Here is a 26,991-nt window from a genome sequence, read left to right as displayed (position 1 = left end):
TTCGTTACCTTTCTTTGTGTTTATCTTATGAGGTAATTATATGGAGTTTGAGGAAGGAAAACTCTTCAGAAAAGTTCAAGTATTGCTCAGATTAGCTCAATTGAACCAACCTGAGCAAAAGGAGTAAGTATTTGTTATCAGGCTAAACGAAATGCAGAAGGAGATAGGCCAGTTTGTCCTTTGAAGGTACGGTTAAAAGTGGAAATAGACTCAAAGCCTGTTTCAAAAACAATGTCGGATATACGTAAGTTATTATCTTTCAGCAGTACCTTAGCTTTGTTGATTTTTAATTTGGTAATGTATTTCATTGGTGGTTCTGAATACACCTCTTTAAATTTACGCTTGAAGGTAGAAACACTCATATGACACAACGCCGCCAATTCATTAACACTCAGATCCGTGTACAGATTGCTTTGGATGATATCTTCAAATTTGGCAAAGTTAGGTTTAAACATGGAAGCGAGAAAATCGAGTTCAGATGGGGCGTTGGTTCTTTTCGCCATAAGAATAACAAATTCACGTAGTTTACTCTCTATGAGTAAATCGTCAGCCAACTCTGGAGAATCAAGTAATATACTTATGCTGTCGCGATAGTGTTCAAGTAACCTATCTACTTCAACCTGCATGACATTATAATTTACCGTATAGTTTGACTGGCTAATATCAAAATTAAACAGTGTCTGAAATATTTCAGGGTAAAGAAGGATACCAATTGCTTCGCCAGCACCTTCATCATTATGGTAACTAGCGTTCTCATAAAAGTAGTTGGTACATTTTGCTAGCACTCCGCTGTTTTTGTTCAATGAAACAGATTCTGTCTGCTCCCTGACGTTAAAATCGCCATGAGTAACAAAGGCAAAACAAGCTTCACTGTCTACAAATACACGCGGCATACGTTTGAAACTGGGTATATCTTGTTTTTGAAAAACAACACGCCCATTATATTTTATCGTTTTCACTTTAAACACACTATTCAATTACATTAGGCTAATGGGTAATACAAACTAAAGAGTTTGAGCCACACAACTAACAAACTCCTTTTAGTCTCAAGGCAGTGGTAAAAAGAAACAAAAACGTGAAACACACTGTGTTGAGATGACGCATACTAAATCCTTTTAAACAAATAACGGATGGGTTGAAAGATCAACATTTATATTAACTGATGCTACCATCAAAATTTTATATTAGGTTAGCTAATGACCAATTTCCGCGCAACTGCTTATCCTAATTTAATGTCTAGTTTCTGCTAAAAGCAACAATTTAGATGAATGTTTGCGAAAGTCAGAAAATGGCACTTTCCCGCCAGTCAGGACCCTTGGTAATCATATAATCCATCTAATGCTGGTAAGAGGCTAGGGAAGTGACGTTACAATCATCATGTTTTTATATGATCATCCGAACGATATCGTTATCAAGCATAACCACCTAAATCAACCAGCTTTATATATTTCAATACCAAGTGATACTCACCGTACTCAACTGCTTGTTGAGCAGTCATACCAAGAGCCGGTAACACTTCATTTTCGTACCAACTTAGCGCATCTTCTGTTGAATCGACCCACTCCAAAATCAAAAACAAGATGTATTCTTTTTGTGCTTGTTTATCTAGGGGGACATTGGGCATTTGAAACTGACTATAAAGGTATTTGGCTACAGTTAGCAAACCATTTTCATTGTCAGATAGAATGACCATTAATGCTGTTTTTCCATCAAAAGCATCATTACCTTTATTAATCCAAGAGTTTGATTGCTCACGTTCGGGGAATAGCACCTGTAAATACTTATATATTTTTAAGACGAATGAAATACGGTCTAGCATTTCAGACGTCATTGAAGAAACAAGCTCTTCCTTAAGCTTTTCGACATTTGCGACAGCGTTGAGACCAAGCAATGAAAGCTGGTCTTCGTCTGAAACGTCCCACTGTTGCATAATATTCATATACGTCGATATTGCTACTTTTGATACCTCTTCAAGACTGTTTTCAGATAAAGCATTTTCATCACTGCACATTGCTGATTCCTTAAAAAGTTACTATATAAAACCATGCGATTCGCATAGCTTTCTCGTTACAGAAGTCATTCGCTCCTCACTTAATCCAGCACGCCTCAGCAGCACCCAAGAAGGAAGAGGCCCCTCTTGAAGCAACGTGCGAGCAATACGACGAACTTGATATTCAGTCACTGTCTCTTGATAGGCATTTAGAAAGTGAAGGGTAAGAGGCAATTTGTTGAGATTTTTTTCTATACTTGCTTTGTTAGGTAGTTGTTGCAGAAACCATAGTTTCGACAGTCGGGGTAAAGAGAGGTCACATTCAGCTTTGTTTCTAACCTTTATGAGATATTTCGTTGAATCTATGTCACGCTGGCGCCAATTAACTCTATTTGTCATGTTATTGATAGGGCGCTGATACCTCTTATTTATCTTCATTAACCAATCATGTTGATTACGGTATAACTGCATATACAAACCGCCAGCACAACTATTGCGGGCTCGCTTCGTGCCTACCGCTTTGACAAGTTTAAGCCACTTCATTTTCAACTGTCGATAATGAACTAAAGGAATAGCTAGAGGCTTTTTAATTACGTGATGTTGGATTACTTTTTGTGAGCCAATATCAGCTAATTCGCTTTCTATATTCCACTGTCCCTCATGAAGGGCGTGCAATATTATTATGTGTTCAAGATATGAAAATGATTTTCTATGTTTGCGTGTTATGCCATGCAACCAGCTGCTTGAGGTATCAAGTGGCCATAGGTTATATCGATTAAGCCATGCTACTGGCCAATAATATAAGACTTTTTCTATAACAAGCTCGAATGAACAATATTGCCCTTTGCAGCAATGAGATTTTTGAATGAGTTCTCGATAATACTGAGTCCATTGCTGATGCGAAGGTGAGATCCTTTCGCCCGTATTTAGAAGCGCTTCGACAAAAGGTGTTACACGATGACTGATTTCATCATAAATAATTGTAGGCTTCGATACAGGGCTTACTGATGATGCAGGCAGATACTCGTGACGATGACGTTTAATATCAAAATTACTCACTTCTTCAAGTGTACAGTTGTGTTTAACGCATGTTGTTATGCCAACGATTTGATGTATCCGCTGCCAATAAGCTTCACCTAGCCTTTCTCTTTGCTCCTCAATACATATTTGGCAATATCGAATTGAACGTTGCTTAGGTAGCCTTGAAGCTGCATAACCACTAGCTAAGTGGGGAGTACCGTCTGATTTTTCATATAATTGATTTAGGCACTTGTGCTTTGTGTCTTCACGAATAAAAGGCGCATACAGAGGAAACAGCGTATGCCCATAAATTAGGGATTGTTTATCATGATCTAAATAGTGCTTTGTCAGCGCTGATATGTGTGAAGGAAAGTTGAGAGAGGCGATGACACCTCTTGAAAATAAAGCCCTTTGGATAAGGGCTTTAGGGCTTCGTATTAGGTATTTTACTCGCGCTCGAGCCAATACGCTATATAGCAATTCATCCGGTAGTGGGGACGGGAAATTGATCATGATTCATCAACTCAGACGTTGGTAGTATCATCCCTGCATTATTGAGCACATCGTAAAAGCTCTCATCTCCTTTATTCACAAACATTTGCCTCAAATCATTTTGAGGCAAAGACGCCCAGTCCTTGCGAGGGATACGATGTGAGCACACTCTTTGTTTAGCCAACTTTTTTGCCTCCTTGATAGCTGCTGATAATGCATCGATATCACTTGCACCTGGCTTATCTAAGTAAACATTCTTACAACTTTGATATGCAATCTCTTCATCAATACCGTTATCAAGCAATGTAATGTAAAGCTGAAACCCTTGCTTAGTAAGCTGCTGATTTGCTTCAACTGATACATTATCCGAAACAGAAGAATTCACGCTTGAAGGAGAACTCTTTTTATTGATCTTTACATCCGAAGCCACTTGTTCCTCTTCAATAATTGAATCGATTTCACAATCCAACAATGCAAATTTTTTCGCATACACTCTCATCATGAGATTCGTATCAATGCATTCGGAGCCACTAGTAATAGCCTCAACCAAACAAGCCGAAAATAGCGATAACACTAGTCCTAACTTTCCTTTACTCAAAGTAAACCATGTTGATTTGATTTCTTCTGACACCTCCGGAGAAGAACCTTTCAAATTTCCTTGTTTCCATATGCTCTGAGACAAGTAATTCCAACGCTCATTTGTTTCCACGTTATAGCCCATCGACGTTTTTAATGGGTCCCATTGAAGCATTCCCATGCCGATCATTCTTCTAAAATGAATTTCACTATCAGCCAGTGTTTGGGCTGATTCAGGGGTTAAAACAAAGAGCGTCGATACATGTGTCGTGATGCTCGTGACAAAATTCATCAGTTCTTTTTGTTCTTTGGGTTTACCCTCTAATGCACTTTCAAATGAGTCGAATACAACGATACCAACATGATATGTTGACATCAGAGTGAGAATGACCGACTTCTGTTCTTCTAAAGCCCTACCGAAGTAGACTCCCTGATTATATTTTTCACCACCTAGAGCATTTTGAAATTGAGTCATCAGTCGAAGGCATAGGTCTTTGACGGAGTTCAATCCTGTGCAATCAATATGTAAGTAATTAATTTGTGTCATATTGTCTCGCTTATGCCACAACACTTGACCATTTATTGATAAACAGCGTTTTAGAGCACCCGTTCTACCGGATTGATTATTCCCAACTAACATCATTGATAATGTCTGAGATTTGCCCAAGCACTCTTCTGACCAAATAGTGCCGTCATTTAAAGCGCCATCATATAAAGCCTGTCTTTGTGCTGTCATTTGACTGAAAGAGCCTCTCGATAGTGTGCTTTGCCTCATGCATTGATTGATAAGTCTGTACAACTCATCCATTTCCTCTACCACTTCATATGCTTCGAAAGGTAACTCAAGTGCATAATCAATCCGTTCTTCTTCCGTTAATAAATCCTGATCACCAGGTTCACATCGAGAAACAAACGAACCAATAAAGTCGTCTACTTTAATCGTTGGCCTTAGAGCACAAACAAATTGATTTGTGGTTCTTCGAGACGGTATTAATCGCGCTTGAATAGCTTTGGGCGGTATACATACTTTCCGCTTATTTCCTTCGAAATCCATCGATAATTGTTGATGATTCATTTGATACTCCTTACTTCATGAATCGTTGGGTTCTTGCAGATTTTTGTTTTGCATCCGTTGCATCACTTAACTCTGCGGGAATAAACTTTAGCTCATCCATTGAAAGAACATGCTCTGAGGATGAACTTGGTGTGGATAAATTATAAATAGACTGACTTCTCTGTCTATGACCTTCTTTATCTGAGAGTCCTGCAAGTTTTTGCTGCTTTGTCAGTCCTTTCACTGCCTTCTTGTTTTCAAGTTCAGCGTTTTTCAACATAGCCACTTGTTTGGGGTTGCTAACAACCAGCTTTTTAAGGTTCTCCCTTTTCTTTTCAGCATTCTTGATTTTTCGGGCCTTGTCATAAGCCAATACATCAGTCCATGTTCGGCATTTATGACCTCTATCCTTGGGGTGTATTTCACATTCAATGTACTTGGACTTACCTTCTTCAGGCACAAGCCAGATTTGTGACGCGTCCATAGGGTCACGTACAACTTGATAGTTTTCATGGCCACCTCTAATCTTTCGGCGAATACCTGAAAACTTTTTACATAAGAACCGAATTCCATCAATCTTTAACACATTTCTATGACGCGTTGCTTCTTCACGCTTGAGCATTGTAAAAAAGAATTGGTCACCGTCAATTGCCGGTAATTTTTTTCCACGATGAGGGATTCCCCAGTGCCAAATATCAATCGGTGTGGTTGACATTCCACCTGGGTAGTCACCATCATCATCAAAATCAGAAAGCGGCGTATTATTCAACGTCACTACTGCATCTATAACCACTTCATATAACTCTTTTAACAGCAAGCTATAGTTTTCTCGGCTATCCTGCCCACCACTTTTTTTCGATGAATATTCGGACACCACACCAGGAACTTTATGAAGTATTTCACCATGCAGTCTATCGAAAAACTTTTCGACAGATGGACGTTTATCTGGTTGTCCTGCACCACTGTGTTTAATAGCAACATTATGAACGGTAACCAATGCATTCATATTCTTGGTCTTAAAGTCAGCGCCTAAATCAGCGAAAATTTCTTCGGGTTTACCTGAGAATGGGAAATCCCTCATATCGACAAAAAAGCCAAGCTTCTTGCAAAGCTTTGAGCTGCCCTCCATTGCCATCTTCAAACAGTGCACCACATTGATATATGAAGGCGGTGTTAATACAAGCCAAAAACCTACACAAGCCGAAGTGAATTCATCCACACAAGCATAGAGCGTTGGGCGAGCACCAGGAAGTCGCTCTTCATTTGCAGTTCCTATATCAATTGGCGTGCTGTCGATGACATAGGTTTTGCCTGGATATCCGCCATTTTCTCGAATTGTCGATGTTAAAAGACGGTTATTCGCATTGAAGTTCTTATCACCAACATTTGTACGTTCCTGAGTTTCATGATCGTAGTTATTGTAATAAAAGCTCTTTAACAAGCTTTCTTTCGGTAATCCTTTGTCAACCTTTGACGGATCTCCATCACAATACCTCAACGTAAAGTCATGATAGGCAAACTTGAGAAATGACATGTTCTTCTTCTTGCCTTTCGCAAGCGATCTATACTTTCCAGAGAATCGAGTTGCATTGAGTGATGCCCTCATCATCTTTTTGATACCTTCGGATAGTTGTTCAGTTTTTCTTGGGTCTATCGAAGAAGGAGCACCTAGAGGCTTTTCTCCACGTGTTTTTGATTTTCCTTTTCCACCGCAGTTGGGTAAATCTGGCAGCAATGCATTAGGGGACATCCCTCTTTGCCAATAACGACGACAATTACGATATATTGTACTGCGCGAGCCCATACCTTCTGCTTCTAAAAGGGCTATCAGCTTTCCTCTGACTGCTGAATCAAAGCAATCAGGGTGATTAATTATCGGGGCTATACGAGCTAGGATTTCATCCCTTTTTTTCACATGCTCGTGATTTTCTGAATACTCTCTATGTTGATGATCCCACCATGGGTCTTCGTCAAACTCCAACCTGTCATTACATTCTTTAGCGAGAGCAAGCTCAATTTCCTTGCGGTCGAAGTGTCTGGGAACATCCTTTTCTGAAAGTACATCAACCAATACAAAGGTTTCATCTGTCATTTGCAGTAACCGATAGATGACACCGTCAATTCGATATGCTCTGCACTCTTCATAAAACATGACTATTCTCCCATGGAGTGGAAATTACCATGTCTCGGCACTTTAAGAAGTTACAATCTTTCCTAAAATCAAAATTAAAAAAACCCAAGCTAATCAACTCCTTAACTTTGCCAATCGATGTACCCGCTTCTTCGCCTTCTGCTTTATCAAGTTCGAAAAGAGCAGTTGTCAATTTAGTATCAGGAAATTTAAGCAAATAGGCATTGTAGTACCTTGCCAAATCGCTCCAACCAACCATATCAACTTCACTATCATCAAAACGTCCAATCCATTCAAAGCTTTTGATAATACTCTTTTCGATTTCACGTTCAGTGATAATCCAAAGTGGAATATTTGCCGAAGCAAGTGAGATAGCTTCAAGTAGGAGTTTTTCGATTGTTCTTGGGTTTTCCAATTCAATTGCATACTTTGCGTATATTGCAACTCTTGGAAAAAACTCATTATCAATATCGACAATAAAATCGGTCGTTATTGATACCTTTTTCGGGCTCTCTTGTGGTGGGTGATTAATACCTGCGTCTTCAGCTAGTAGGGTTGTATGCTCAAGCGGGTGTGCAAATTGTTCCCTAATAGCTCTCACTTTAGGATGCTCTTCAAGAAATCGAAATATCTTGTACTCAAGATCAGATTCAAAATAACGAACAAGACCAAGTTTTTTGCACTTAATACGCCAACTTCTTCCTCGAGAAGAGAAATTGTGAACAGTTACTGCTGCTTGATGCTTTTCAACGTCATCTTCCAGCAACTTTTGCCACTCATCAGGTACAACATTGTTGCAACCAAACATCGAAAGAATCTTTGACAGATCCATTATTACTTTACTCATACCATTCTCCATATAGAACTACTCGCCATCCTGGCGATCACATTTTAGGTAGAGGTATAGTTTAATACAGCTTAAAGAATGATCAAGTGCGATTCGCATCCAACACGTTGATTTATATAACAATATAACACTACATTATCATTAATAAAATCAAGATTCTTTGTAGAACAGTTAGTTAGCTTGGTGAAACTTTTTTCAAAAAAATGCCCTATTTATAAAAAAAATTTTTGTCTAATGAATAACAATAATAATTGCCAATTTAGCTTCTAGAAATAACCTTATATAATTCATTGCTATTTATTGTATATATGGCATAAAGAGACTATGGAATAGCTCAATACGTTTAGAGGGAGATACGTTTGAAAGATAAGGAAAAAATAGCGTTATTTATCGACGCAGATAACGCACCAGCGGTCAAAATTGATATCATACTTTCTGAGCTGGCACGCTATGGTGTCGTTAATATTCGAAAAGCTTATGGCAACTGGAAAAGCCCATGCATCAAGCCTTGGGAAGATGTTCTCCACGAATATGCCATTCAACCCATCCAGCAATTTGATTTGACCAAAGGTAAGAATGCTACCGATATAGCACTTGTCATTGATGCCATGGACGTTCTCTACACTAAAGATGTAGATACAATTTGCCTTGTTTCTTCAGATTGTGACTTCACCCCACTCGTAACCCGTGCATTAGCTGACGGAAAATTCGTTATTGGCTTTGGTGAGCGAAAAGCTCCATCGGCCTTCGTTAACAGCTGTTCAAAGTTTCTTTATCTTGACGATATGAGCACAGAAGAAAAGCCTGTTCAGATACGTAAACCAAGTATTAAAAGTGATACCAAGTTAATGAATATGCTTCGCCAAGCAGTAGAAGCCTCTGAGAATGATGAAGGATGGGCTCAACTTGGAACAATAGGCCAGCACATTTCAAATCATGCATCGTTCGACCCTCGTAATTACGGATACAAAAAGCTCAGCGACCTTTTTTCAGCTATAGATTTATTTGAAATGAAACAAACCCATGGCTCTTCAACCTGGATTAGAGATAAAAAACGAGCGAAATTAGTTACGACTGTATAGCAGCTGCAAACAAGTGATATGAATTTTTTAAATTTAGGTTTTAATAAGATAATCTTTAAACTTCAGGTGTTTAAGGTCTATTTTAAGTATTTAAACCACCTGCTATGATGGCTTTGAATTTGTTATTAAAAAATAAGGGAATTACTCGATATGGAAAGCATCCCATTAAATGAAATTTATCAACACAAGCTTAATTTTTTAATTGGTGCTGGTGCTTCAAGCGGGCTTTTTCCTACACTGTGGCTTTCCGTTAAAGACTCAGATGATGAAACCAAAGAAGAAACGATTGAAACTTTAGCTACAAAGTTAGCTTTGTCTAATCATAAGCACCATCATACATTGTTGTTTATGTATTATTATCAAAAAATCATAAAGCCTGTGTGTGAGTTCAAAATTAGTGATGCTAATGAAGCACGACAGCAGGAAGTCATTAATAATTACGAAGTGTTTATTGATTCAGTAGTCAGGCTATTACAGCAAAAAGGTGAATTTTTACGACGCTGTAACTTATTCACTACAAACTACGACGGCTGTATTCCCCTTGTTGCCGACAAGCTAATTAAGCAAGGCGCTCTTGCATTCCATATTAATGATGGCTCAAGTGGTTTTTTAGAGCGATCGTTATCAGCAAAAAATTTTAATACCTATTTATGTGAAACAGGTGTTTTTGGGAGGCACTCATCTGATATTCCTCAAGTGAATTATATCAACCTACATGGTTCGGCATATTGGCGAAAAAGAGATGAATCTATCGTAGTAGATTATTCATCAAGCAAGGCAGATGTTGCTATACCACCTGAAGCTGAAGTTTGGCTAGACCAACTTGACGCTATTCTTAACGATGAAACTAAAACCACGACTGATGTACTCGAAATTGATGTAGAATTAACAAAAGACATTGAAGAATCTTTTTGGAGTGCTTACAACAAATTACCAATTGTAAATCCTACTAAGTGGAAGTTTCACGAAACGGTATTTGAAGAGCACTACTACCAAATGTTAAGACTACTAAGCTACCAATTAGAGGAGCCGAACTCAGTATTAGTAAGTTTCGCTTTCTCTTTTGCTGATGAGCATATCCTTAACTTGGTAAAGCGTTCATTATCCAATCCAAAGCTACAAGTATTTGTTTGCTGTTATAACGAAAAGGAAAAAATCGTTATGGAATCACGCTTTAATGGTTATCAGAATGTTAAGTTGATTGCTTTCGAAGACAATGATTTAGACTTCTCTAAATTCAACGAGTCAGTATTTAATGCAAGTATTCTCAGGGATGCTGAATAAATGAGTATTAATGTAGGTGAAGTTGTAGCTGTTAGAGGAACCCAAGTTACATTACGAATTTTTGAAGAGTCTAGCCTGGAGACATTATATTATGACGGTAAAAAATACAAAGGTGTTTCTATTCGAGAATACATAGGTGTTAAACGAGGGTTTTGTTTAATTGTTTGTGTAATTGAAGGGGAGTACCTTGATGAAAATCGCTTTGACATTGATAACAACAAAAAACAGTACATTCGCAAAGTAGAAATAAAGCCTATTGGCTATTTTGAGCAAAATCAATTTACTGATGGCATTAAGCTGATGCCAATGATTAAAGATAAGGCTTTTTTACTCAATGAAAGCCAAGTAATTCAAGTTTTTAGTCAGGGAACAGATGGAAATTTTAATATAGGTAAAATGTTGAAAGAGGACCTTCCAGTATCGTTACCTTGGCATAAGATATTTAACAGTCATATAGGCATTTTTGGCAATACAGGTAGTGGAAAATCCAATACGTTAACTAAATTGTACTCTGAACTATTTGCAAACTATGAAGATAAATTAAAGGACAAAAGTAAGTTCTTACTCATAGACTTCAACGGAGAATATACTGGCAATCAGTTGATTAAAGACGCTGATAATAAGAAAACATATAAACTTTCTACAGGAAATAGACAAGGGAATAAGTTCCCACTTCCCAGCTCACAAATCTGGAATACTGAAATATTGGCTTTGCTTTTCCAGGCAACCTCCAATACCCAAACACCATTCTTAAACCGAGTAATCACGAAGCGTGGAAAGCATAAAGATAGGGCAGATAGTTTAAAAGATTATGTGATCAGTACATTTTACATTTGTTTTGTAAATCCAGCTCAAAATAAGGAGTTTTTGATTCATCTCAAGGTCATTGCAAAGCACCTTAACCATCAGGCTTTGATTGAAAAGCTTGATAGGATTTTTTGGTACGATCAAGGTGACAAGTTTGCATACAAACCTCAACAAGGAATTAACTGGGAATGGTTTGAAACAGAGCAAGGTTTTAATGATAATTTGCGGCCATTGCTAGCAGCAGTTGATACCGCTCAGGTAGACACATTTGATGAATTAGTTGTACGGATAAATATCCAGTTACTTAGAGACCTGACGTACGGTTATATACAATTTGATCATATACAACCACTGTTAAAAAGAGTTGAGGCATCAATTAAAGATCTACATAAAATTTTTGATGTCAAAGAAAACGCGGATGCTGAGTTTAAGTTACTAAATGTTGTGTCTTTAAGAAACTGCAATCAAGCCAATAAAAAAATTGTACCTTTGTTGCTAGCCAAAATGTTTTACCAAGGTCATAGAGATACTGTTGAAAACACGCCTAATAAGACACTCCATTTCATCATTGACGAAGCTCATAATATTTTGTCACAACAATCAAATCGAGAACACGAAAGTTGGAAAGACTATCGACTCGAAATGTTTGAAGAAATTGTAAAGGAGGGCCGGAAATTTGGTATGTACCTTACACTATCAAGCCAACGCCCAGCAGATATTTCTCCAACAATAATGTCGCAAATACACAACTTTTTTATTCATCGTTTAGTGAATGATAAAGATTTGTTCTTAATCGATAACACAATTAGCACTCTTGATAGGATGTCAAAAAGCTTAATACCAAATTTGTCAAAAGGAAGCTGTGTTATCACGGGTACTGCATTTGACTTGCCTATTGTAATGCAAGTTGATTACATAGAAGAAAAAGAAAGCCGCCCAGATAGTGACGATGTGGATTTGGGAGTTCTATGGGGAATTAATGACCAAGATGCATAACTAGCAATAACGTCCGATGCAGCTATCTAGACATGAGCTTAATTTAACAAAACAGGATTGTTCGAAATTACTCATTTATAAATGAGAATCTGCCCCTAAATGAGAATACCGAGAAAATTCTCATTCCCGACCAGATTAACCACTTATATCAATTAAGAATCAAAGCAATTCATTTGAAGTAAATACTTTACTAAATTAGATGAAATATCCTAAATATATGTCTACTGATTAAAAAAAAGCGACTACTCATAAGAGTAATCGCTTCTAGTTTCATACTTTATTTTTAGTTTCATACTTATAATAGTTTTATACTTTAATGCTAATTTCGTGCTTTATTTTTTATTTCACACTTTATTTAACTCGTACACGTTTTTGTGTGCCTGAATCCACTATTCAACCGTTACTGATTTCGCAAGATTTCGCGGTTGGTCAACGTCGGTACCTTTAATGATTGCCACATAATATGATAATAATTGCAGTGGCAAGGTGTAGATGATTGGTGCGATGACATCATCACAATGTGGCACGTTGATGACCTTCATGGTGTCGTCTGATTCAAACTGTGCATCTACATCTGCGAAGACATACATTAAGCCACCCCGAGCACGTACTTCTTCAACGTTTGATTTTAGTTTCTCAATCAAATCGTTTTTTGGTGCAACAACAATAACCGGCATATCGGCATCGATTAGCGCCAATGGACCATGTTTTAACTCACCCGCCGCATAGGCTTCTGCATGAATGTATGAGATTTCTTTTAGTTTTAACGCCCCTTCCATGGCAATCGGATATTCATCACCGCGGCCAAGGAATAAAGAGTGATGCTTGTCGGCAAAATCTTCGGCAAGGTCTTCGATTTCATCCGCCAAAGCCAATACTTCATCGATTTTAGCGGGCAATGACATCAAGGCTGAAACAAGGCTGGCTTGCTTGTCGTCGCTCATACCTTTGTACTTACCAAGAGCTAGCGTCATCATCATCAAGCCAACCAACTGAGTAGTAAAGGCTTTGGTTGATGCAACACCAATTTCCGCACCTGCTTTGGTCATAAAGGCCAAATCTGATTCGCGCACCAAAGATGAGCCTGGTACATTACATATGGTTAGCGAGGCCTTATAGCCAAGCTCTTTACCTAATCTTAATGCTGCTAAGGTATCAGCGGTTTCACCAGATTGTGAGATGGTGACCAATAAGGCATTTTTAGGGACGAAAGATTTGCGATATCGAAATTCTGAGGCGATTTCGACGTTACAGCTGACACCAGCGTGTTCTTCAAGCCAGTAACGCGCGACCATACCTGAATGATATGAGGTACCACAGGCAATGATTTGCACGTGTTCGATGTCTTTGAATATCAACTCGGCGTTATCACCAAAGGCATTGATATCAATACTTTGATCTTTAAAACGATTGGCTAAAGAATTACGAATTGCCGTTGGCTGTTCATAAATTTCTTTCAGCATGTAGTGGCGGTATTCGCCTTTATCACCGGCGTCATGACTGACACTGGCTTCGGTTGCTTCACGTTCAACCGGATTGCCTTGTTGGTCAAAAATATTGACTTCAAAGCGGGTGATCTCGGCAACATCGCCTTCTTCTAAAAACGCGAATCTGCGGGTCACTGGCAACAATGCCATCATGTCAGAAGCTAGAAAGTTTTCACCTAAGCCATAACCGATAACCAATGGGCTACCAGAACGGGCGACAACCAAACGCTCGGTATCATTGCTGTCCATGATCACTGTGCCGTAGGCACCTTCAAATTGCTTAACACTTTTTTGCACCGCTTCAACTAAGCTGTTGCTTGTTTGCAATTCGTGATGTACCAAATGGGCGATGACTTCGGTATCGGTTTCTGAGCTGAAGACATAACCAAGGCCTTGCAGCTTGTCACGTAACTCTTGGTGATTTTCGATGATGCCGTTGTGCACCACGGCAATCTGTCCAGAGACATGCGGGTGAGCGTTGTTTTCGCTTGGTACGCCATGGGTTGCCCAGCGAGTATGGGCAATACCAACACCACCTATGGCTGGGGTTTCAACAAGCGCATTAGCCAGCTCTTGCACTTTACCGAGGCGGCGAACGCGACCTAAGTTATTGTCACTGTCGATGATCGCCACACCGGCCGAATCATATCCACGATATTCTAAACGACGCAGTCCTTCTACTAAGATATCTGCTACATCACGTTGTGCTACTGCACCTACAATTCCACACATAATAATACCTGCTTGTTATTCTATTGGTGCACAAATCACGTTAATGCCTTGTGCTTGTATTTGTTGTTTCACTTGCTCAGACAAATTGTCATCCGTAATTAAGGTATTGACGCATTTCCAAGAAAGTTCAAGGTTTGGAATACGACGGCCGATTTTTTCTGACTCAACCATTACAATCACTTCCCTTGCTGAATCACTCATTACCCGCGATAAACCGATAAGTTCGTTAAACGTTGTGGTACCACGGTCAATGTCGATACCATCCGCGCCAATAAACAATTGATCGAAGTCATAAGAGCGCAACACCTGTTCGGCAATTTGTCCTTGAAACGCTTCTGAACTGGAATCCCAAGTGCCTCCGGTCATCAATAACGTCGGCTCGCTTTCAAGTTCATTTAATTGATTGGCAACACTGAGCGAATTGGTCATCACCACCAAGCCTTTCTTATTACTCAGTTGTTTAATCATCGCTGCTGTGGTGCGGCCACTATCAATGATGATGCGATTATGATCTTTGATTAGCTGTGCTGCTTGCTTACCGATGGCCTGCTTTTGCCGCGACACCTTATCATTGTGCTCGGCGGAGGTGATTTCAGCCGGCAATGGGATTGCACCACCATAGCGGCGCAGTAACAAACCGCTTTGCTCAAGGGCTGACAAATCTTTGCGTATGGTCACTTCTGAGGTTTGAAATTGTTCGGCAAGTTGATCGACACTGACCTCACCCAAATCATTGAGTTGAGTAAGGATGGTATGGCGGCGAAGCTGCGTATTTCGTTTAGACATAAGTTTCGTTAGTTGTGATTTTTAGTTTTATATCGGGCTCGTAACTTTCGTTTCGAAACTTTTATAATTAAAACAAAACATTCATGAAAACGCAAATTATCTACGGATTTTTTGCCTATTGATGGCAAAAATGCTACATTTAGCCGCCAAAAATTTAATTGTATATACAAGCTGCTGGTGCCATGGTATTCATGACTTTAGTCAATCGATCAGCATTAGCAAGCCAATGAGGGGAACTATGAGTCAAGCAAGTTATACGTTAATCGAAGGAAGCTTACCTTTATTAATCTCTATGCCACATAATGGTACTGAGATCCCAGAAGATATTAAGGCGGTTATGACCGATGTCGCTGGCAAGGTAGAAGACACCGACTGGTACCTCGATAGATTGTATGATTTTGCCAAAGCCATGGGTGCCTATATTTTAATGCCGAAATACAATCGCTATGTGATTGACTTAAACCGTGACCCAAGTGGCGTGAGTTTATACCCTGGCGCCGATACGACCGAACTCTGTCCAACCAGCTCTTTTAAATCAGAGCCATTGTACTTAGCAGGCAAAAAACCTGATCAACAAGAAATCGATCGCCGTGTTGGCCTTTATTGGCAGCCGTACCATCAAGCAATCAGTGACACCTTAGCGCAAATCAAACAACGTTTCGGTAAAGCGGTGATGCTCGAAGCGCACTCTATTGCCTCGGTTGTGCCACGCTTTTTTGATGGCCAGTTACCGGACTTTAATTTTGGTAACAACAGTGGTGAAAGTTGTGCCGCAGAAATGTTGCAAGCAATTGAACAGCTAGACTTTGCACCCTACAGCCAAGTGTCGAATGGTCGCTTTAAAGGGGGTTATATTACTCGCGCTTACGCCAAGCCAGATGCCAATATTCATACCTTGCAGTTGGAGTTATCACAACGCGCCTATCTTGATGAAGACACGCTTGACTACAATCAGCAAAAAGCCGATGCGGTAAAACCTAAGTTGCAAAACTTAGTTAAACAACTTATTGAATTTGCTCAGCAATAACCTTATATGTTGGATACTGAAATGACAAAACTATTCGCAGAAAATATTTTATTGAGCCATTGCGACCACAGCCAATGGCATCAAAATAAGACCTTGGTTATTGAAGATGGCGTGATCAGCGATATCATTGATGGCCAGCTCGATGGCGCCGAAATAGCCACCGGTCCCGTTATTCCAGGTATGGTTAACTGCCACTCACACGCATTCCAACGTGGTTTTGCTGGCTTTTCTGAGCAAGGCTCAGAAGGTAATGACAGCTTTTGGACATGGCGTAATATCATGTACCAATTTCTCGATGCGATCAGCTCAGAACAGGCGCAAGTGATTGCCACGCAATTGTATATTGAAATGCTTAAAGCCGGTTATACCCGAGTCGCTGAATTCCATTACTTACACCATCAACACGATGGCGATAACTACCCGCAGCTATCGATGATGGCTAAGGCTATTTTCAGTGCCGCCAATGAGTCAGGCATTGGTTTAACCATGCTGCCGGTATTGTATCGCTTTAGTGGTTTTGGGCCATTGCCCGCCAATGCAGGGCAAAAACGTTTTATTAATGATGTCGAGCAATTCAATCAATTGGTGAGCGAATGTTTTGCCTTAACTGAACACCATGACAATGCCAACGTTGGTATTGCGCCGCATTCATTAAGAGCCGTAGACAAGCCATCGTTACAAGCCGTGGTGAGTCATGTGCGCAGTTTAGATAGCAAAGCACCAATACATATTCATATCAGTGAGCAACAAAAAGAAGTCAATGACAGTATTGCCCATTACGGTAAACGCCCGGTGCAATGGTTATTGGATAACATGCAACTTGACCAACACTGGTGTTTGATTCACGCAACTCATATCGATGACAGTGAACTGCAAGGTATTATCGACAGCGGTGCGGTGGCAGGGATTTGTCCAACCACAGAAGCCAATCTTGGTGACGGCATTTTCCCAACAACGGAATTTATGACCAAAGGTGGTCAAGTGGCTATTGGTTCCGACAGCCACATCAGTGTTTCGGCAATCGAAGAGCTGCGCTTATTGGAATACGCACAACGTCTGGTGCGCCAACAGCGGGCTATTTTAGCGGATAATACCACCGCTTCTGTTGGTCAATATTTATGGCATCACACGACAAAGGCTGGTGCTATGTCGACCAACAGTAATTGTGGTGAATTGGCGATAGGCAAGCAGGCCGACTTATTGGTTCTCGATGAAAGCCGTAATCGATTGTTTGCAAATGCCAATAAGCATCTATTAGATAGCATGATCTTTGCCAGCCAAGATAACCCCATTCAGGATGTAATGGTCAACGGTCAATGGCAGATCAAAAACGGTCAACATCAGCAGCAAGCTGCGATTGCCGACGCTTTTGCTAAAGTGCTACAAGATTTAGGCAACAACCGATAACGAGCTGATATTGAGGTCTGTGACATAGCAGTTTTACGATATCGTCATCGAACTATCCTACCGTTACGAAGCCGAATCAGTGTAATTCGGCCATTAAAAAAGCCAGCAGTTGCTGGCTTTTATCTCTGCACTATGTGGGCTAGAGAATGCGGTACTGATCAACGGTATCGCAAACTTGTTGCAAATACGCACGGCGCAACCTGGTATTGGTCTTCAGGTTAGGGCAATACTCATCATAAAACAGGCGAAGCTCATCACGACTGGCGGCGATGGATTCAACATAGGCCACTTCTCGCTTAGAGTATTTTTTAAACTCCGGTTGCAACACCGTAAGGATTTTACTCGGTGCAACGCGGGCTTTCGTATCGGCAATTTCACTAAAGTTTTGTTTCGCGCTGCCAATTTGTTCGTTATACCACGCCGTTAGTTCTGCATTAGGATAGAAGTGCAAATAAACGGCAGCAGCGACAATAATAACCAAAATTTTTTTAAACATAGTTGTTCACTTATTGTTGTTTTAATAGCAACCGCAAATGCTATATGTGGTCCATACTATACAAGGTGTATTACTAGGGGCTATTTTTTAGCCGTTAACTTTTTGTTAAAAACAGCAAAAAAGTTAATCTAAATCATACTTTAGCGCGATTTGGTTGATATAATTAACACAAGTTACAATAAAAAGCGCCAGACCCTAGTTCAGATTATACACATTTGTATGTTCGAGACTAGCACTTCGGAATAAATTATGACCTCAGAAAACAAGCCGAATCAAGCACCCCGCAAGGTGATTCCGGTAAAAGAGATCAAAGTTCATAAGCCCAAAGCGGCAGATGTTCAGCAATACAAACCTCGCGACCAAATATATGTGCGTAAAGTTGAAGGCTTATTTCAGCGTTTACGTCGCAAGATGAACTTGTTCTTTTTGGCTTTGTTCGCGGCGATTCCGTGGATTTCTTACAATGGTCAGCAAGCGGTTTTATTCGATATTGGTGAACAGCGCTTTAATATCTTTGCCTTAACCTTATGGCCACAAGATCTGACGTTATTGGCGTGGCTATTTATTATTGGCGCCTTTAGTTTGTTTTTTGTCACCACCTTCCTCGGTCGGGTGTGGTGTGGTTATTTATGTCCACAAACCGTCTGGACCTTTATCTTTATTTGGTTTGAAGAAAAATTCGAGGGTTCCGCCAATAAGCGTAAAAAACTCGATCAAAAACCGTTAGACATCGACAAATTTTGGCGTAAAGCCGCCAAGCACAGTTGTTGGATCTTTTTCTCATTACTCACCGCCATAACCTTTGTTGGCTATTTCACGCCGATGCAGCAATTGGTGGTTGATTTTGTCACGTTTAAAGCATCACTTACCGCAACGGCGGTGATCTTGTTTTTCACCTTCTGTACCTATGGTAATGCCGGCTGGATGCGTGAAGTGATGTGTCTACATATGTGTCCGTATTCTCGTTTTCAATCAGCGATGTTTGACGAAGATACTCTGACTGTTTCCTATGATACCAAGCGCGGTGAATCTCGTGGTCCAAGACCTCGAAAAGCCAACCCGCAAGAGTTGGGCTTAGGTGATTGCATCGATTGTAACCTGTGTGTTGAGGTATGCCCAACCGGCATTGATATTCGTAACGGCTTACAATATGAGTGCATCAACTGTGGTGCCTGCGTTGACGCTTGTGACGGTGTAATGGAGCGCATGAAGTACAAACCTGGGCTTATTAGCTACACCACAGAAACCGCATTAAAGGGCAAAATTGTCCATATTCTCAGACCTAAATTGTATATGTATGCAGTGGTTTTATTGGTGATGTGTGGCTTTTTTGTTGCCGATTTAGCGACTCGAGTGCCATTGCAACTTGATATCATTCGTGATCGTAATGCCTTATCGAGAGAAAATATCGATGGTTTAATAGAAAACGTATACACCCTGAAAATTCTTAATAAGTCGCAAATTGATTCGACCTATCAACTCACGGTTGAAGGTTTGCAAAATCATCAGTGGCAAGGACAAAGCACGGTAAGTGTTAAGGCCGCGACCATAGATACAATAACCATCTCTATTGCTGTCGATCCATACGATTTGCAAGAATTTCAAACCGATATATCTTTTGTGGTGAAACAGGTTCAACCTGATGATGAAGATGTTATGATTCGCCAATCCAGTGTGTTTTTTAACAAACGATAACGGTATTGATGGCAGATTTCAGTTTTCAGGAACTATCCCCTGAGTTTATTCTCGACGCGTTGGAAGCCCACGGATTTTATGTGGCTTCCGGGCTTTTAGCACTTAATAGCTATGAAAATCGTGTCTATCAATTTCACGATGACGACAAAGTAAAATACGTTACCAAGTTTTATCGACCGCAGCGTTGGAACTTGGCGCAAATCCAAGAAGAGCATGATTTTGCTCTAGAGCTGGAGCATGAAGAAGTGCCTATGGTTGCGCCGTTGCAGCGTGATGGTGAATCTGTGTTTCATTATAAAGGCTTTTGCTTTGCGGTGTTTCCGTGCCGAGGTGGACGCATATTTGAAGTAGATAACCTCGATCAGTTGGAATGGATGGGGCGCTTTGTTGGCCGCATGCACGCCATTGGTAATCGTAAGCCGTTTATCCATCGCCCAGCCATTAATAGCGATGAATATTTACTGCAGGCGCGAGACATTATCAAGACCGCAGACATTTCGCAGGGTCTGAAATTGCCGTTCTTTACCGTACTTGATCAAGTGATTGAGCTTACTTTAGGGCAATATAAGCCTGGTAAACAAATTCGTCTGCACGGTGATTGTCACGCCGGTAATATCTTATGGACCGACGCCGGACCGCACTTTGTTGACCTTGATGACTGTCGCACTGGGCCAGCAATTCAGGACTTGTGGATGATGCTTAGCGGCGACCGACAAAATAAATTGTTACAACTCGATACCTTGCTAATGGGCTATGAAGAGTTTTTTTCATTTGAACATAGCGAGCTTTCATTGTTAGAATCATTGCGTTCAATGCGATTGATAAACTATATGGCTTGGCTAACCAAGCGCTGGCAAGATCCGGCATTTCCTCGTAATTTCCCTTGGTTTAACACTGAGAAATACTGGGAACAGCAAATACTTATGCTCAAAGAGCAATATGCTACTATGCAGGAACCCGTGCTAAGCTTGAATCAAGGTCTATAGCAATAACTCTAAAGGAATCTTTAAAAGATGAAAAAATTATTTAGTATCTTTGTGCTGGCATTAATGCTGCCACTAGCTGCTTGTGCAAAAGACTACCAAGAAGGCAAACACTACACCGTGGTTGGCGAAACCTTAACGGCAAAACCAGAAGTGCGTGAATTCTTCTCTTTCTACTGCCCGCACTGTTTGAGCTTCGAACCGTTCATGAAAGATTTGGCTAAGTCATTGCCAGAAGGCGCAACTTTCGAAAAGAACCACGTTGACTTTATGCGTGCAGCAAGCCCACAAGTGCAATTTGAAATCACCAAATCAATGATTGTGGCACAACAATTACCACAAGAAGAAACGTTGATTGCTGCGATTTTTGATGCGATTCAAAAACAACGCAAGCCGTTAGCATCACAAGCTGAATTACGTGAACTGTTTACCAAGCAAGGTGTTGATGGTGAGCAATTTGATAAGCTAATGAAAAGCTTTGGTGTGAATTCAAAAGCCAAGCATATGAAAAAGCTTCAAGATCAGTACACCAAAAACGGTGCACTTACCGGTGTTCCAACCATTATCGTTAATGGTAAATATCGAGTAAATGCCAACGAACTAGATCGTGGCGACTTCCTAAACGATTACAAGAACATCGTTTTGTATCTTTTGACATTGAAGTCATAAGATTGATTCACTAATAAAAAAGGCTCCTATAGGAGCCTTTTTTATTACCTTGATGTCATCTACCCGAATGGCAATTCATCTCGAAATTCTTTCCTCACAATACCGCGCTAATAATACCGTCTTAGTAATAACGTTTGTTGGCCAATTCCTGTTGATAACGACGATATAATCTCAGACTCAATAAGGTGGCAATGATACTGAGTACTATGCTGGCACCGATTTGCCAAAATGACATCAGTTGCACACCGCTGCCCGCCAACGCAAAAATCGCCATTTGCGGAAAGTACCCGAAGTAAGATGCACCAATAAAACGTCCAGCATGAATATGGGCAATGCCAGCACTCAGGTTGAGTAAAAAGTTATTGCCGGCGGGTATTAAGCGAATGATAAAGGTTTTTTCAAAGGTATCGCGACTGAGAAAATTGTTGACCAAGGCTACTTTATCGCTAAACCTTTCTCGTATTTTTTCACCGATAATAAAACGCGCAAAACTGTAGGTAAGAGCACAACCAATGGCGGCGGCAAACGTTGCAATTAAGGTGCCGTAAATAAAACCAAAGGCATAGCCTGCAGCGAATGCGGCGACTTGTCTTGGCAGGCTAACAGCAATCGCCAAGGCAACCACGGCGATAAAATAAAACACGCCCTGCGCGCCTTGATTACGTATCGTGGTATCGACCCATTGTTGATTGAAATGGTCAAACACGCCGAGCACATGAAAGCTGCCGGCTAGAGCTGCACTGATCAGTAAAAAGATCAGTATCAGTTTGAGCAGCGCCTTGTGACGTTGATAAAAATGACTCACAGCTCACACCATGACCTGCGTTGACCACCGGCATAGGAATAGCCATGGCCGGCGTTAATCAGCAGCTCAGCTAAGTTGTGGCCATCGACGTAGACATCAGCCAATAAGCGAAAGTATTTACCACGTTCTATATTACGTAATTCCACTTTGTTGCTGTTTTCCAATAGCTGTGAAGTAAATTGCTTTGCAAGTTTGGCTTTTTGTTTTTCAGCCGCACATTTTGCTCTTAATTCTGGAGTATCAACGCCTTTGACGCGAACCGGCGTATTTTCACCAATTACACTGGGCCAATTGTCGATATTAACGCGAAAGGTGTCACCATCGTAGACACTGGCAACCACAACCGAGGTAATGCTGCCATAATCCTTGCCAAAAGCACTGACACAGAACAAGCCCAACATTAGAGCGCAGAGAGTGTTTAATTGCATGACTGGCGGTTATTTATCTGGGCAAATAATGACTTTTTTTGCCTCAATAAATTGTTGGCGCTTATTATTGGCGACATAGCTTAAGCTGCCTTCAATTAGTAATTGTTGACCAAGCACCGATTTATTATAAAAATAATCCGCGGCTTTACCCCACAAATGCACTAAACGCTCAATACGTTGGCCATTAAAGTGATGGTCTGACTCAGCAAAGCCTGGTTCATTAATGCTTACACTAAATTCTGCCAAGGTGGCATTGTTCTCGGTTTTTACCAATTTTACCTCGCTGGCTAAGATAGCATTACAAATGATTTGGTTTATGCCATTGTGCACGCCGTGGCCAAGTAACGATAACGACTCAACTTGCACAAAGTCTTTTTCTCGTTTGCTGCTGGTCGCTAATGCGCCGTGAATTAACACCAACTGACCTTTACCCGCATAAAGGAACTGGTCTTCAACATGTTGGCCTTCAAAGTGACAGGCATGATAACTGGTCCAGTCTTTATAACTGTTGGTTTTCTTATCAAACCAAGAGTGATTGGTGGCAATCACAAACTCGGCAACCGGCACCACGGGATTAGCACGATAGCGAATTTCTGGCTTGGCAACCAAATTACCGGCCAAAATAATATGACATTGTTGTTTTTGTTCAACTTTTTTGTTGATTGGGCGTAGAGTTTCAGACATAAAAGTGTAGCGTTTGTAAAGATACCTCATCATATTCGAATTGCTGTGATTCGCCAACCATTTCAAAGTTATTGAGTGTTATCTATGTACAGAAATAAGGCCCAATGTGATTGGGCCTTTAGTGATCGTTCGATGAGATGCGTAAAATTACCGGCTAAGCAACGGGTAGGATTTCCAAACCACTGCCTGCGCGACAGTCATAGATATCGGCGATTAGATCAAATTGTGCGTGATAGTGTTGCTCAATGGCACGTTTCACGGTCGCGACATCTTCAGCACGACATAAGCAGACAACCGCACCACCAAAACCGCCTCCGGTCATGCGCACAGCTGCTTTATCGGCGAGTGCACCCTTGATGATATCGACAATGCCATCGGTAGCCGCAACGGTTACTTCAAAATCATTGCGCAACGACTCATGGGATGCCTGCATTAAATCACCGAGCTTTTCTAAGTCATTGCTGGCTAGCGCATCAATGGCGCTAACAACGCGCTGATTTTCGGTAATTACATGGCGGGCACGACGATATTCATCGTCTGTTAAAACGGTTTTAAATTGTTGCAAAATATCCAGGTTTGCATCACGAAGCGATTTGATATTCATCTTTTGCGCTGCACTTTCACAATCTATGCGTCGTTGGTTGTATTCGCTATCTACTAACTTACGTGGGTAGTTGGAATTGATAATGACCAAGTTTAGATCGTCTGGAATACGGACAGACTGAGTTGATAAATCGCGACAATCAATTTTTAGGGCACAGCCCGGTTCGCCTTTGGCGGAGATCATCTGATCCATGATGCCGCATTGACAATCCATAAAGTCATTTTCAGCTTGTTGACCAAGTAGAGCAATATCTTCGGTGCTTAAATTTAAATTAGCCGTGTCATTAAACATACCACCAATAGCCACTTCCAGTGCTGCAGATGATGATAAGCCACTGCCTTGTGGCACATCAGAGTCAATTAAAACATCAACACCGCTCAGTTGATGGCCTTGGCGTTTTAATACAAATGCCATGGCTCTAATATAATTGCCCCATTGTGAATCGCCTTGGCTGATGTCTGCAGAGACATCAAACCGGTCATGTTCGCCTGGATATTGGGTTGAATGCACGGTCACCAAAGAATCGTTACGCTTGCGATACAATACTTTGGTACAAAATTCCAGTGAGCAAGGTAAGACAAACCCTTCACTGTAATCAGTATGCTCACCGATAATATTGACCCTTCCTGGTGCTGAGGATAACGCTTGTGCAGGTGCTTGATATATTTCTTCAAACAGCACCGATAATGATCGCGTTGACTTTCTGCCAACATCTCGTAGCCAACCATATGCTTTTTCACCGTTGCTGAACGCAATAATGGCGGGTAAAAATGCGCATGCAGTCGCCAATGGCTGTCATCATTAAGATCACCAGGTGCACCATGCCAACCCATAGAATACGGGAAACTGCAATTAAATACATTGTCGTATTTTGTGGTGAGCACTTTTAAAGCGTCAGCTAATGTGTCTTTTTGCGCTTGATTCAGCTGCCCCATATGGCGCACGTCATCACGGGCAAGCAATAATGTTTCAAAAGGCCATGCCGCCCAATAAGGAACCACAACAAGCCAATGTTCATTGCAAAATACAACGCGTTCATTTTGTTCTATTTCATAGTCAACGTAATCGCCGAGCAAATTTGTTGAATTTTGCTGCTGGTAGTGGCGCAGGTTTTGTTCTTCTACGGCGATCTCTGAAGACAAGTGGTTGTGTGCCCATATTTGTCCATGTGGATGAGGCTGTGAACAACCCATGACCTCGCCTTTGTTTTCAAAGATGTGCACACATCGATACGTTTGTGACAATTCAACAAAGTTTTGTTGCCAGGCTTCAATGACTTGTGAAATGTCAGAGGTAGATAGCTCCGGTAATGTTTTATTATGATCCGCGGAAAAGCAGATCACTCGACATTCACCTGTTGCGACATCAGCCTCGATGAAATTATTTGCTGATTGTTCGACGCGGTTGTCATTGTCACTCACTAGAGCGCCAAAATCGTTCACAAAAACAAAGGTGCTATCATAATCTGGGTTAACAACGTCATTAGCTCGTTGATTACCTGGACAAAGAGGGCACGCCTCATCGTAAACGGGCAGTTGCAGATCAGTGCTGTTTTCTGTGGCACCTGACCATGGACGATTGTTACGGTGCGGTGATACCAACACCCAATCTCCAGTTAATGGGTTCTTACGTCTGTGGGTAAATTCTAATTGACTCATACTGTTGTGCTCTTGTTACAGTCCTTGAGGGTAGTTTTGCTGCCAACGCCAGGTATCGCGTGTCATATCGTTAATGGTTAATTTGGTTTGCCAGCCAAGTTTGGCCTTGGCTAAATTAGCATCAGCATAATTACAGGCTATATCGCCTTGTCTGCGAGGGGCCATCTGAAAGGGAATTTGCTGACGGGATGCCTTGGAAAATGCAGCGATGATTTCCAGCACAGAGTATCCTTGTCCTGTGCCCAAATTATAGGCTAAAAAGCCTGAATCTTGTTGGTGATTAGTAAATGCGGCAACATGACCTTCCGCCAAATCCATAACATGAATGTAATCTCGCACACCGGTACCATCATTGGTGTCATAATCGTCACCAAAAACACTGACTTTGGCGCGCTTACCAACCGCGGTTTGTGCGATGTAAGGCATTAAGTTGTTTGGGATGCCGTTAGGGCTTTCCCCTAAAAGGCCACTAGAGTGTGCGCCAACGGGATTAAAATAGCGCAAGCTAATCGCCAGTTGCTGCGAGTCTGATTGACAGTTATCCGCGAGTATTTGCTCGACCATAACTTTGCTCCAGCCGTATGGGTTAGTGGCCGAGATAGGATGCTGTTCATCAATCGGTAAATACTGCGGTTCACCATATACGGTTGCAGAAGAACTGAAAATAATGCGCGTAACATCATTGTTATACATTGCGTCGAGCAGGGTAACCGTGCCGCAGACATTATTTTCATAATAACGACGTGGTTGCTGGCAAGATTCACCTACCGCTTTAAGCGCTGCAAAATGAAATACTGCGTCGAATGACTGTTGTTTAAAGATCTGTTCGAGTTGATGTTGATCACGAATATCACCTTCAATGAAGCTGAACGTTTGACCACAAATTTTGTGCAACTGTTGTAATACATGGATGCTTGAGTTGCTGAGATTATCAAGGATGACTGGCGTTATACCGGCATTGTGCAACGCGATACATGTGTGACTGCCAATGTAACCTAGACCACCGGTAACAAGAACTTTCATATTTTATTCTAATTATTACAAGACCTTTATTTATATGATAAATATTATTAAAGGCTTGTGCAAGAAGATTTATGACAATTTGATGATAAATGTCGTAGCTCTTTGTTTCTTAGTTATAAAAATTGCCTAAGCTAAGCGAAAAAATCAGTAGAATCGCGCTTGTTTTAAAAATACCTATATATAGGTGGTTAATTGCCTCACTAAATGGTTGCTATTTAAGGCCATAGT

22 protein-coding genes and 1 pseudogene are annotated in these 26,991 nt (G+C 40.9%); 8 read left to right on the top strand and 15 right to left on the bottom strand.

Features of this window, described 5'->3' with window-relative positions; translation table 11 throughout:
- Window positions 1–137: 137 nt before the first annotated feature.
- The 6 genes from HII16_RS17125 to HII16_RS07760 form a co-directional block, all read right to left on the bottom strand.
- The gene (locus HII16_RS17125) at window positions 138–959 is read right to left on the bottom strand and encodes an AraC family transcriptional regulator (RefSeq protein ID WP_348981397.1); all 822 of its coding nucleotides are present in this window, start codon (window positions 957–959) and stop codon (window positions 138–140) included.
- 452 nt (window positions 960–1,411) lie between these two features.
- Window positions 1,412–2,011 carry an antitoxin Xre/MbcA/ParS toxin-binding domain-containing protein gene (locus tag HII16_RS07780; RefSeq protein ID WP_169128997.1) on the bottom strand — a complete coding sequence of 200 codons (600 nt, stop codon included), beginning with the start codon at window positions 2,009–2,011 and terminating at the stop codon, window positions 1,412–1,414.
- A 21-nt stretch (window positions 2,012–2,032) separates the two neighbouring features.
- Window positions 2,033–3,523 (bottom strand): TnsD family Tn7-like transposition protein, encoded by a 1,491-nt coding sequence (locus HII16_RS07775; protein ID WP_169128995.1) that lies wholly within the window; start codon window positions 3,521–3,523, stop codon window positions 2,033–2,035.
- Window positions 3,492–5,153, bottom strand: a complete 1,662-nt coding sequence (locus HII16_RS07770; RefSeq protein ID WP_169128993.1) for a TniB family NTP-binding protein — start codon at window positions 5,151–5,153, stop codon at window positions 3,492–3,494. Before HII16_RS07770 ends, HII16_RS07775 begins: the two co-directional genes overlap by 32 nt.
- Before the next feature lie 10 nt (window positions 5,154–5,163).
- The gene (locus HII16_RS07765; protein ID WP_169128991.1) at window positions 5,164–7,284 is read right to left on the bottom strand and encodes a hypothetical protein; all 2,121 of its coding nucleotides are present in this window, start codon (window positions 7,282–7,284) and stop codon (window positions 5,164–5,166) included.
- Window positions 7,274–8,110 (bottom strand): TnsA endonuclease N-terminal domain-containing protein, encoded by an 837-nt coding sequence (locus HII16_RS07760; protein ID WP_169128989.1) that lies wholly within the window; start codon window positions 8,108–8,110, stop codon window positions 7,274–7,276. Before HII16_RS07760 ends, HII16_RS07765 begins: the two co-directional genes overlap by 11 nt.
- A gap of 359 nt (window positions 8,111–8,469) precedes the next feature.
- Between HII16_RS07760 and HII16_RS07755 the strand changes: the two genes are divergently transcribed.
- The 3 genes from HII16_RS07755 (at window position 8,470) to HII16_RS07745 (ending at window position 12,279) form a co-directional block, all read left to right on the top strand.
- Window positions 8,470–9,192, top strand: coding sequence for an NYN domain-containing protein (locus tag HII16_RS07755; protein WP_169128987.1), 723 nt, complete (start codon window positions 8,470–8,472; stop codon window positions 9,190–9,192).
- 150 nt (window positions 9,193–9,342) lie between these two features.
- Window positions 9,343–10,476: a hypothetical protein gene (locus HII16_RS07750; protein WP_169128985.1), complete on the top strand. Its 1,134-nt coding sequence runs from the start codon at window positions 9,343–9,345 to the stop codon at window positions 10,474–10,476.
- A complete protein-coding gene (locus tag HII16_RS07745) occupies window positions 10,477–12,279 on the top strand; it encodes an ATP-binding protein (protein WP_169128983.1) in 1,803 nt (600 codons plus the stop codon).
- Between the two features lie 389 nt (window positions 12,280–12,668).
- Here the strand turns inward: HII16_RS07745 and glmS are convergent, their stop codons facing one another.
- Both glmS and HII16_RS07735 read right to left on the bottom strand, forming a co-directional pair.
- Window positions 12,669–14,498, bottom strand: a complete 1,830-nt coding sequence (gene glmS / locus HII16_RS07740; RefSeq protein WP_169128981.1) for a glutamine--fructose-6-phosphate transaminase (isomerizing) — start codon at window positions 14,496–14,498, stop codon at window positions 12,669–12,671.
- A gap of 15 nt (window positions 14,499–14,513) precedes the next feature.
- On the bottom strand, window positions 14,514–15,284 hold the full coding sequence (locus HII16_RS07735) for a DeoR family transcriptional regulator (protein WP_169128979.1): 771 nt from the start codon (window positions 15,282–15,284) through the stop codon (window positions 14,514–14,516).
- 238 nt (window positions 15,285–15,522) lie between these two features.
- On the opposite strand from HII16_RS07735, the gene hutG reads away from it, so the two are divergent.
- Both hutG and HII16_RS07725 read left to right on the top strand, forming a co-directional pair.
- The gene (gene hutG, locus HII16_RS07730; protein WP_169128977.1) at window positions 15,523–16,311 is read left to right on the top strand and encodes an N-formylglutamate deformylase; all 789 of its coding nucleotides are present in this window, start codon (window positions 15,523–15,525) and stop codon (window positions 16,309–16,311) included.
- Window positions 16,312–16,332: 21 nt separating this feature from the next.
- Window positions 16,333–17,718, top strand: a complete 1,386-nt coding sequence (locus tag HII16_RS07725; protein WP_169128975.1) for a formimidoylglutamate deiminase — start codon at window positions 16,333–16,335, stop codon at window positions 17,716–17,718.
- A gap of 139 nt (window positions 17,719–17,857) precedes the next feature.
- Here the strand turns inward: HII16_RS07725 and HII16_RS07720 are convergent, their stop codons facing one another.
- The gene (locus tag HII16_RS07720; RefSeq protein WP_169128973.1) at window positions 17,858–18,214 is read right to left on the bottom strand and encodes a hypothetical protein; all 357 of its coding nucleotides are present in this window, start codon (window positions 18,212–18,214) and stop codon (window positions 17,858–17,860) included.
- A 249-nt stretch (window positions 18,215–18,463) separates the two neighbouring features.
- On the opposite strand from HII16_RS07720, the gene ccoG reads away from it, so the two are divergent.
- The 3 genes from ccoG to HII16_RS07705 are packed head-to-tail and all read left to right on the top strand — an operon-like array spanning window position 18,464 to window position 21,561.
- Window positions 18,464–19,909 (top strand): cytochrome c oxidase accessory protein CcoG, encoded by a 1,446-nt coding sequence (ccoG, locus tag HII16_RS07715; protein WP_169128971.1) that lies wholly within the window; start codon window positions 18,464–18,466, stop codon window positions 19,907–19,909.
- Window positions 19,910–19,917: 8 nt separating this feature from the next.
- Window positions 19,918–20,895 (top strand): serine/threonine protein kinase, encoded by a 978-nt coding sequence (locus HII16_RS07710; protein ID WP_169128969.1) that lies wholly within the window; start codon window positions 19,918–19,920, stop codon window positions 20,893–20,895.
- A gap of 27 nt (window positions 20,896–20,922) precedes the next feature.
- Window positions 20,923–21,561 carry a thiol:disulfide interchange protein DsbA/DsbL gene (locus HII16_RS07705; protein WP_169128960.1) on the top strand — a complete coding sequence of 213 codons (639 nt, stop codon included), beginning with the start codon at window positions 20,923–20,925 and terminating at the stop codon, window positions 21,559–21,561.
- Between the two features lie 121 nt (window positions 21,562–21,682).
- Here the strand turns inward: HII16_RS07705 and HII16_RS07700 are convergent, their stop codons facing one another.
- The 6 genes and pseudogenes from HII16_RS07700 to galE all read right to left on the bottom strand — a co-directional run bounded on the left by HII16_RS07700 (window position 21,683) and on the right by galE (window position 26,763).
- Window positions 21,683–22,366: a VTT domain-containing protein gene (locus HII16_RS07700; RefSeq protein WP_169128958.1), complete on the bottom strand. Its 684-nt coding sequence runs from the start codon at window positions 22,364–22,366 to the stop codon at window positions 21,683–21,685.
- The gene (locus tag HII16_RS07695; protein WP_169128956.1) at window positions 22,363–22,794 is read right to left on the bottom strand and encodes a thermonuclease family protein; all 432 of its coding nucleotides are present in this window, start codon (window positions 22,792–22,794) and stop codon (window positions 22,363–22,365) included. Before HII16_RS07695 ends, HII16_RS07700 begins: the two co-directional genes overlap by 4 nt.
- A gap of 9 nt (window positions 22,795–22,803) precedes the next feature.
- On the bottom strand, window positions 22,804–23,478 hold the full coding sequence (locus HII16_RS07690) for a single-stranded DNA-binding protein (protein ID WP_169128954.1): 675 nt from the start codon (window positions 23,476–23,478) through the stop codon (window positions 22,804–22,806).
- A 154-nt stretch (window positions 23,479–23,632) separates the two neighbouring features.
- Window positions 23,633–24,706, bottom strand: a pseudogene (gene galK, locus HII16_RS07685) (galactokinase); the annotation flags it as partial.
- A complete protein-coding gene (locus HII16_RS16905; RefSeq protein ID WP_169128952.1) occupies window positions 24,595–25,740 on the bottom strand; it encodes a UDP-glucose--hexose-1-phosphate uridylyltransferase in 1,146 nt (381 codons plus the stop codon). The pseudogene galK and the gene HII16_RS16905, both read right to left, overlap by 112 nt.
- Window positions 25,741–25,755: 15 nt before the next feature.
- On the bottom strand, window positions 25,756–26,763 hold the full coding sequence (gene galE / locus HII16_RS07675) for a UDP-glucose 4-epimerase GalE (protein ID WP_169128950.1): 1,008 nt from the start codon (window positions 26,761–26,763) through the stop codon (window positions 25,756–25,758).
- Between the last annotated feature and the right edge of the window lie 228 nt (window positions 26,764–26,991).

Source organism: Thalassotalea sp. Y01 (genome assembly GCF_012932945.1).
GTDB lineage: Bacteria > Pseudomonadota > Gammaproteobacteria > Enterobacterales > Alteromonadaceae > Thalassotalea_A.
Note: the sequence above shows the minus strand (reverse complement) of the source record. Positions and strands in the feature narration are given on the sequence as shown.

Bases quoted from the DNA above. Each gene is read 5' to 3' on its own strand.
- HII16_RS07710 (WP_169128969.1), top strand. From the start codon at position 19,918: ATGGCAGATTTCAGTTTTCAGGAACTATCCCCTGAGTTTATTCTCGAC.
- galE (WP_169128950.1), bottom strand. From the start codon at position 26,763: ATGAAAGTTCTTGTTACCGGTGGTCTAGGTTACATTGGCAGTCACACA.
- HII16_RS07720 (WP_169128973.1), bottom strand. From the start codon at position 18,214: ATGTTTAAAAAAATTTTGGTTATTATTGTCGCTGCTGCCGTTTATTTG.
- HII16_RS07690 (WP_169128954.1), bottom strand. From the start codon at position 23,478: ATGTCTGAAACTCTACGCCCAATCAACAAAAAAGTTGAACAAAAACAA.
- HII16_RS07770 (WP_169128993.1), bottom strand. From the start codon at position 5,153: ATGAATCATCAACAATTATCGATGGATTTCGAAGGAAATAAGCGGAAA.
- HII16_RS07750 (WP_169128985.1), top strand. From the start codon at position 9,343: ATGGAAAGCATCCCATTAAATGAAATTTATCAACACAAGCTTAATTTT.
- HII16_RS07760 (WP_169128989.1), bottom strand. From the start codon at position 8,110: ATGAGTAAAGTAATAATGGATCTGTCAAAGATTCTTTCGATGTTTGGT.
- HII16_RS07695 (WP_169128956.1), bottom strand. From the start codon at position 22,794: ATGCAATTAAACACTCTCTGCGCTCTAATGTTGGGCTTGTTCTGTGTC.
- hutG (WP_169128977.1), top strand. From the start codon at position 15,523: ATGAGTCAAGCAAGTTATACGTTAATCGAAGGAAGCTTACCTTTATTA.
- HII16_RS07725 (WP_169128975.1), top strand. From the start codon at position 16,333: ATGACAAAACTATTCGCAGAAAATATTTTATTGAGCCATTGCGACCAC.
- HII16_RS16905 (WP_169128952.1), bottom strand. From the start codon at position 25,740: ATGAGTCAATTAGAATTTACCCACAGACGTAAGAACCCATTAACTGGA.
- HII16_RS07775 (WP_169128995.1), bottom strand. From the start codon at position 3,523: ATGATCAATTTCCCGTCCCCACTACCGGATGAATTGCTATATAGCGTA.
- HII16_RS07745 (WP_169128983.1), top strand. From the start codon at position 10,477: ATGAGTATTAATGTAGGTGAAGTTGTAGCTGTTAGAGGAACCCAAGTT.
- HII16_RS07780 (WP_169128997.1), bottom strand. From the start codon at position 2,011: ATGTGCAGTGATGAAAATGCTTTATCTGAAAACAGTCTTGAAGAGGTA.
- ccoG (WP_169128971.1), top strand. From the start codon at position 18,464: ATGACCTCAGAAAACAAGCCGAATCAAGCACCCCGCAAGGTGATTCCG.
- HII16_RS07735 (WP_169128979.1), bottom strand. From the start codon at position 15,284: ATGTCTAAACGAAATACGCAGCTTCGCCGCCATACCATCCTTACTCAA.
- glmS (WP_169128981.1), bottom strand. From the start codon at position 14,498: ATGTGTGGAATTGTAGGTGCAGTAGCACAACGTGATGTAGCAGATATC.
- HII16_RS07705 (WP_169128960.1), top strand. From the start codon at position 20,923: ATGAAAAAATTATTTAGTATCTTTGTGCTGGCATTAATGCTGCCACTA.
- HII16_RS07765 (WP_169128991.1), bottom strand. From the start codon at position 7,284: ATGTTTTATGAAGAGTGCAGAGCATATCGAATTGACGGTGTCATCTAT.